The 838-nt window shown below is 45.6% G+C and carries 1 protein-coding gene; it reads left to right on the forward strand.

What is annotated here, in order from left to right; all coding sequences use genetic code 11:
• Nucleotides 1-176 precede the first annotated feature (176 nt).
• The coding region (locus tag AABK37_RS41615; protein WP_432557216.1) for a PD-(D/E)XK nuclease family protein at nt 177-838 on the forward strand (662 nt) is incomplete at its 3' end.

Raw genomic sequence — 838 nt, forward strand, 5'->3', positions numbered from 1 at the left:
GGTTGACTACCTTAGTCAACAAACGAATTGGACACTGACTATGGGGTACATAAAAGTGAAAGCTCTTCGGGGGAAGTTTCCCCCGGAAGACTTTCACGTGAAGCTTGCGCAAAGCTGAAGATTCTGTCCGCACACTTTCACGACTTTTCTAGCATCAAGACATCGGAGGAAAGAAAATGCCAACACCTTGGCGACCGTTTGCTAGTTACAACCTGTGGTTACAGTTCGCTCCACCAGTAGGGCAAGAGCGTTGGCATTGTGATATGAAGCGGGGCTTTACTAAGGCTCGTAAGAAAGAACCATCTGTTGTAGCACTCTTGGCAACTGACACGACACCTCAGCGGATTGGTCTATTGGCACAACGGGGAGTTTATGAATTTCACCGAGACCCCCTGATGTTGTACGGCAGCGATGCTGTTGCGAAAGTGGCAGAAATTCTGCAATTAAACCAAGAGTCAGGGGTCGTTCAGGAGCGAGTAATTTCTATCTTGAAAAACTACCATGCAAATCCCATTCTCTTTGGGAAGAACATTATCAAGTTGAGTCGAGGCGACGAGGGATTTCCAGAACCGATTTTAATTGAACAGGGTAATTATCAATTTAACTTATTCGCTGCTATTGACTGCATTTTTGAAGAGCAAGATGGCACACTGCACATTTTGGATTTTAAGACTGGTCAAACTGACTTTGACCGACGACAAGCGTATGTTTACTTGCTAGCAGCAAGCTTACTTTACCGCTCTATAAAACTTATACAATCTTGGACAAAGCGCCAAGATGAGGTTTATTTCCTGTTTCAATCGGTCCCCCAGGCAGATCCCGTCCACAGGCTTCCACG

Source organism: Tolypothrix sp. VBCCA 56010, from assembly GCF_050875635.1.
Taxonomy (GTDB): domain Bacteria; phylum Cyanobacteriota; class Cyanobacteriia; order Cyanobacteriales; family Nostocaceae; genus Hassallia.